This window comes from Arthrobacter sp. HMWF013, assembly GCF_003061105.1.
Classification (GTDB): Bacteria; Actinomycetota; Actinomycetes; order Actinomycetales; family Micrococcaceae; genus Arthrobacter.
Window position 1 is genome coordinate 1 of sequence record NZ_QAIQ01000066.1, and the last position, 5800, is coordinate 5800.

General features: G+C 64.9%; 7 protein-coding genes. 2 read left to right on the plus strand and 5 right to left on the minus strand.

The features are described 5' to 3' along the window. Together DBR22_RS03095 and DBR22_RS03100 are read left to right on the plus strand one after the other, a co-directional pair. A partial coding sequence (locus tag DBR22_RS03095) for a sodium/solute symporter (RefSeq protein WP_108597732.1) occupies nucleotides 1-1349 on the plus strand: 1349 nt, incomplete at its 5' end. 109 nt (nucleotides 1350-1458) lie between these two features. Next, entirely contained in the window at nucleotides 1459-2148 is a 690-nt protein-coding gene (locus DBR22_RS03100) for a hypothetical protein (protein WP_108597738.1), read from the plus strand. A gap of 60 nt (nucleotides 2149-2208) precedes the next feature. Here the strand turns inward: DBR22_RS03100 and DBR22_RS03105 are convergent, their stop codons facing one another. The 5 genes from DBR22_RS03105 to tsf all read right to left on the minus strand — a co-directional run. Next, a complete protein-coding gene (locus DBR22_RS03105; RefSeq protein ID WP_108597733.1) occupies nucleotides 2209-2793 on the minus strand; it encodes a DivIVA domain-containing protein in 585 nt (194 codons plus the stop codon). A 78-nt stretch (nucleotides 2794-2871) separates the two neighbouring features. After that, nucleotides 2872-3795, minus strand: a complete 924-nt coding sequence (locus tag DBR22_RS03110) for a phosphatidate cytidylyltransferase (RefSeq protein ID WP_108597734.1) — start codon at nucleotides 3793-3795, stop codon at nucleotides 2872-2874. Next, complete coding sequence (gene frr, locus DBR22_RS03115; RefSeq protein WP_108597735.1) at nucleotides 3795-4352, minus strand: ribosome recycling factor; 558 nt, start codon at nucleotides 4350-4352, stop codon at nucleotides 3795-3797. Before frr ends, DBR22_RS03110 begins: the two co-directional genes overlap by 1 nt. Nucleotides 4353-4477: 125 nt before the next feature. Further along, complete coding sequence (gene pyrH, locus DBR22_RS03120) at nucleotides 4478-5215, minus strand: UMP kinase (protein ID WP_108597736.1); 738 nt, start codon at nucleotides 5213-5215, stop codon at nucleotides 4478-4480. Nucleotides 5216-5340: 125 nt separating this feature from the next. Continuing rightward, nucleotides 5341-5800 (minus strand): translation elongation factor Ts (gene tsf, locus DBR22_RS03125; protein ID WP_108597737.1); only part of this gene is annotated, 460 nt, incomplete at its 5' end.

Here is a 5800-nt window from a genome sequence, read left to right on the forward strand (position 1 = left end):
CAGTCAAACCGTGGTGGAACGCCTCAGCCATCGGCGGCGAGTACCTGTCGGCAGCAAGTTTTTTGGGCGTTGCCGGCCTGATCCTGCTCTCCGGAACGGATGCCCTGTGGTTCCCGGTGGGTTACACCGCCGGGTACCTGATGCTGCTGCTCTTTGTGGCCGCCCCGCTGCGCCGGTCCGGCGCGTACACCATCCCGGATTTCACCGAAGCCAGGCTCGATTCGCGGGCAGTGCGCCGCGTGACCAGCCTCGTGGTGGTGGTGGTGGGCTGGCTGTACATCGTGCCCCAGCTGCACGGGGCGGCACTGACCATCCGGATCAGCACGGGCCTGCCGGCCTGGGTGGGCTCGGTGGCTGTGGTGGTCATCGTCTGCCTCACCGTGGTGGCCGGCGGAATGCGTTCCATCACCTTTGTGCAGGCCTTCCAGTACTGGCTCAAGCTCACGGCACTGGCGGTCCCTGTGCTGTTCATCATTTTCTCCCTTGCCGGAAACGGGAGCGGCGCCGTGGCCCAGGCGGCGGTCAATCCCACCGGCCTGGCTCCTGCCGGTCCCTACCAGAACATCTCCCTCCTGGTGGCCCTGCTGTTCGGCACCCTGGGCCTCCCCCATGTACTCGTGCGCTTCTACACCAATCCGGATGGGCACTCGGCCCGGCGCACCACCCTGATCGTCCTCGGGCTGCTCTCGGTGTTCTACCTCTTTCCCACGGCGTACGGACTCCTGGGGCGGACGTTCGCCCCGGAACTCGCCCGCTCCGGCCAGGCTGATGCGGTGGTTTTACTGCTGCCCGGCGAGTTCATCGGCGGGACTGCCGGGGACCTGCTATCGGCGCTCGTGGTGGCAGGTGCTTTTGCCGCCTTCCTGTCCACCACCTCCGGGCTGGTGGTCTCCCTGGCAGGCGTGATCAGCCAGGATGTCCTGGGCGGCAGCGTGCGGGGTTTCCGGCTGGCAGCAGTGATCGCCGCACTTGTCCCCCTGGGTTTCGCCTTTATGACCGACTCCCTGGCCCTTGCAGGCAGCGTGGGCCTGGTGTTTGCCTTCACGGCGTCCACAGTCTGCCCTGTCCTCCTGCTCGGCATCTGGTGGCGCGGCCTGACCGATACTGGAGCGATTGCCGGGATGGTCACCGGCGGAGTCCTCTGCGGCGGCGCCATGGTGTCCGGTTCGGTTTTGGGCGCCGCAGGCACTCCGTTCTGGCTGGCCCAGCCGGCGGCCTGGTCCGTCCCGGCGGCGTTCGCCGTGATGGTGTTCGTTTCCCGGGCCACCAGGAAGCGGATCCCCCGGACCATGGCACGGGTGATGACCCGCCTGCACACGCCGGAACGGCCGCTGGTCACGGAACGCTGAGCCGGCGGACCCGGCTACCCCGTTCCCCGGGAAGTACGACGGCGGCGTGACCCGCCGTCGTCGTCGGCCCGCCCTCGCGCGGGAACCGTCAAAGGTGGACAATTACCGCATGTCCACGCAGGACGGAAACACTCCCGCCGGGCCGGAAGGAGTTCCGGCGTCGGTCCGGGCACAGCTGCTCGCCACCGAGCACTGGTCCCTGCTGGCTTCCCGCAGCACCACGCAGGGTGAGGTCCTGACGCGGATCAGCATGTTCCTGACTTTCACCTCAGCCAGCCTGGTGAGCCTGGCGCTGGTGGGCCAGGCCACCAGATTCTCGGACGCCTTCATCATCCTGGCTATGGCTGTGCTCCTCGTGGACCTGCTGATCGGACTACTGACCCAGGTCCGGGTGATGAACGTCGGCCTGGAGGACCTGATGTACGTCATTGCGATGAACAGACTCCGGGCGGCCTATGTTGACCTGGACCCCGGGCTTGCCCCGTACCTCATGGCAGGGCGCCATGATGACCTGGCCGGTTCCCGCCAAACCTATTTTTTCCTGGGTCCGCGGGGACCCTGGAGCCAAGTGGCCGGAAGCAGCATGGTCTTCATCCAGATGGCAAACGCCGCCCTGATCGCCATCATCCTGGGAACCGGTGCCACGATTCTGGGCGCCGGCACCGGCCTGGCAGTGCCGGTCGGGGCTCTTGGCGGGCTGGCATTCATGGCAGGCTCGGTCTTCTCCGGAAACCGCATGTACTTCTCCGCCTGGCGCAGCTTTACGCCGCTGTCCCCCACACCTGGAACTGATGATTAAGTCCCGGTGCCGGCGGGACGCCGGGCAGACGCCGGGACGCCGGGACGTCGGGCAGGAGCGTCAGTCGATGGCCGCCATCAGTTCGACCACGCGGTCCAGGAAGGCATCCACCTGGGTTTCCTCGTACCCTTCCGAGCCCGTGGCGGGACGGAAGACGGCACGGCGGATGTTGTCCACGCTGAGGGGCTTGTCCTCTTCGAGGTAGCCGATCAGGTCATAGCAGAGGTTGTCCACATCCAGAATGTTGTAGCTGCGGACGTTCTTTTTGGCCGGGCGCCGGAAACGTTCGCCATCGGGCCGGTGCAGGCGTCCGCGGAGGATGCCCGAGAGTTTTCCGATTTCGCGCAGCCAGGCGTCTTCGCCCCGGGCAGCGATCAGCTCGTCCCGCTCACGGCGGGCGAAAGCGTCCTCGAGCCGGTCCAGCGCGGAGTCCACCACGGCGGCTGAATAGCCACCCTTCACCGGATCAAAGGAAACGGCCCGGACGTCGGCGCTGCCGAGCGGGTGGACGGCGGCCTTTGGCGTTTCCAGCGCCACCTTGGCCCGCTGGAGGAACTGGTCCACCTGTTTGGCGTTGTAACCAAACTCGTTGCCCCGCACGCGCTCAAACGACGCGGGAATTTTCCGTTGAAAATCCAATGCCACTATTGTTCCTTTGTTGCTCTTGGGCTGGGCCACGTTGCGGACCAGTGTATTAGCTGCCTGTCCCGGCGCAGGACGGGCTCAGGCACCCGAGACCACCGAGAACAGGACGAACGCCACGGGTGAGGCGAAAACAATGGAGTCGAGGCGGTCCATCACACCGCCGTGCCCCGGCAGGATGCTGCTCATGTCCTTGATGCCCAGTTCACGCTTGACCATGGACTCGGCGAGGTCTCCTGCGGTGGACGCCGCAACGGTACCCAGGGCAAGGACCACGCCGACCCACCAGGGTTTGTCCAGGAGGAAAATGCAGGCAAGGACTCCGATCACCGTGGCCCCGGCAACCGATCCTGCAAAGCCCTCCCACGATTTCTTCGGGCTGATCTTGGGAGCCATCGGGTGCTTGCCCAGCGATGCGCCCACCAGGTAGCCGAAGGTGTCGTTCGAGACCACCAGCAGCAGCATCACGGCGACCTGCCACGCTCCGGCCGGCACCGTCCCGCCCGGCCATAGGCCCAAGGGAGGGACCACGCCGGCAGCATGGAGCGGCAGGGCGGCGAAGCTGATGAAGAAGGGTACCCAGCCAAGAGTGAAGACCCCGGCGAAGATGCTGTTGGCTGATCCGACCGGGCTCTCCACCGAACGCCAGAGGAGCACAGCCACGCAGCTCAGGAGCAGCGCGAAAAGGAGGCTTTCGAGACCGCCGAAGTAGGCGGCAAAAGGCATGGCAACCGTGCCCACCATTACGGGGATGATGGGCATCCTGGTGCCGTTGGCTTCCAGGGCACGGAAGATTTCCCAGACCCCGAAAACCGCGAACCCGGTGGTGACAGCCACGAAGCCGAGCGGGAGGAAGATCAGTCCGCCGAGCACACCGATCAGCATGGTCAGTCCCACCACAATGGCTGCGGGAAGGTTCCGGCCGGCCTTGGGCGTGGGGTTGCTGCGCGGCTGGGTCCGCTTGGCGCGCGCCCTTGATGCGGGGGCCTGGTCTGCCTGGCTCATCAGACTTCGAGCAGCTCTGCTTCCTTGCGCTTGAGCAGCTCGTCGATGCCGTCCACGTGCGCCTTGGTCAGGGCATCAAGTTCCTTTTCCGCCCGGCTGCCTTCGTCTTCGCCGGCTTCGCCGTCCTTGACGAGCTTGTCCAGCGTCTCTTTGGCTTTGCGCCGGATGTTGCGGATGGAGATCTTCGCGTCCTCACCCTTGGTCTTGACGATCTTGACGTATTCCTTGCGGCGTTCCTGGGTCAGGTCAGGGATGGTGATCCGGATGACGTTGCCGTCGTTGGAGGGGTTGGCCCCAACCTCGGAGTCACTCAGTGCCCGCTCGATATCGCGCAGCGCGGTTTTGTCGAACGGCGTGATCAGGATGGTGCGGGCGTCCGGGATGGCGAACGACGCGAGCTGCTGCAGCGGAGTGGGTGAACCGTAGTAGTCCACCAGCACCTTGTTGTACAGGCCCGGGTTCGCCCGTCCGGTACGGATCGAGGAGAAGTCGTCCTTGGCTACCTCTACTGCCTTGTCCATCTTCTCTTCGGCTTCGAGCAAGGTTTCTTCGATCACGGTCTCTCCTCAGAAATCAGTGCAGTCCGGGTTCCGGTTCCCTGCACAATCTTGGTTCAGTATTACTGGTTCCATCCCTGGCCCTGCCAGGAGGCGGAACCGTCCTGAAATCATCCTAGCTGTAGCTACGGGGTCACCAGGGTACCGAGCTTTTCGCCCAGGATCGCACGGGTGACGTTGCCTTCGCCTTCCATCCCGAAGACCACCATGGACAGCTTGTTGTCCTTGCACATGGTCATCGCCGTCTGGTCCATGACCCTGATGTCGCGGCGGAGGGCGTCGTCGTAGCTGAGGGTCTCAAGCCGCTCGGCGTTGGGGTCCTTTTTTGGATCGGCGGTGTATACGGCATCCACGCCGCTCTTGGCCATCAGCACAACATCTGCGTGGACCTCCAGGGCGCGCTGGGCGGCCACTGTGTCGGTGGAGAAGTAGGGCAGGCCCGCGCCGGCGCCGAAGATGACCACGCGGCCCTTTTCCATGTGGCGGATGGCGCGGCGGGGAATATACGCTTCGGCGACCTGACCCATGGTGATGGCGCTCTGGACCCGGGTTTCGACGCCTGCCTGCTCCAGGAAATCCTGCAGGGCGAGGCAGTTCATGACGGTTCCGAGCATGCCCATGTAGTCGGCGCGCGAGCGGTCCATGCCGCTCTGGGAGAGCTCCGCACCGCGGAAGAAGTTACCGCCGCCGACCACGATGGCAACTTCCACGGCGGGGACAGCCGCGGCGATCTGCTTGGCGACGTCGCGGACGGTTTCGGGGTCGACGCCGAGCTTTCCTCCGCCGAAGACCTCACCTGAGAGTTTCAGGAGGACGCGGCGTCGGCTCTTCTCCGGCTGGCTTGAAGTAATGACGGCTTCCATGGGTGCCTTCCCGTTGGTGAACTCTGAAAAGATTATCGTGCCGGGCGGCCAAAGGTCTCATCCGACCATTCGCCGTGCATGCAAAAGGGGCGGCCACCGAAGTGGCCACCCCTTTGCGGTTTCGGCTAGGAGCCGACGCGGAAACGTGCGAAAGCAGTTCCCTTGACACCGGCCTCTTCGAGGACCTGTGCCACAGACTTCTTGGCGTCCTTGGCGAATGCCTGGTCAACCAGGACCTCACCCTTGTAGAAGCCCGTCACGCGGCCTTCCACAATCTTGGTCATGGCGGCCTCCGGCTTGCCTTCAGCCTTTGCCGTCTCTTCGGCGATGCGCCGCTCGGACTCAACCAGCTCGGACGGAACGTCTTCGCGGGTCAGGTAGTTCGGGGACATCGCTGCGATGTGCACGGCGACGTCGTGTGCTGCGGTGGCAGCGGCTTCGCCTTCACCGTCAACTGCGAACAGGACGCCGACCTGCGCCGGGAGGTCCTTGGAGGTCTTGTGCAGGTAAGCGTCAACCGTGCCGCCCTCGATGCGGGAAATCCGGCGGACAACAACCTTCTCGCCCAGGACTGCGCCTTCTTCG

What these genes read in the sequence shown, in the direction of transcription:
- DBR22_RS03100 (WP_108597738.1), top strand. Translation starts at nt 1,459, where the DNA reads ATGTCCACGCAGGACGGAAACACTCCCGCCGGGCCGGAAGGAGTTCCG.
- DBR22_RS03110 (WP_108597734.1), bottom strand. Translation starts at nt 3,795, where the DNA reads ATGAGCCAGGCAGACCAGGCCCCCGCATCAAGGGCGCGCGCCAAGCGG.
- pyrH (WP_108597736.1), bottom strand. Translation starts at nt 5,215, where the DNA reads ATGGAAGCCGTCATTACTTCAAGCCAGCCGGAGAAGAGCCGACGCCGC.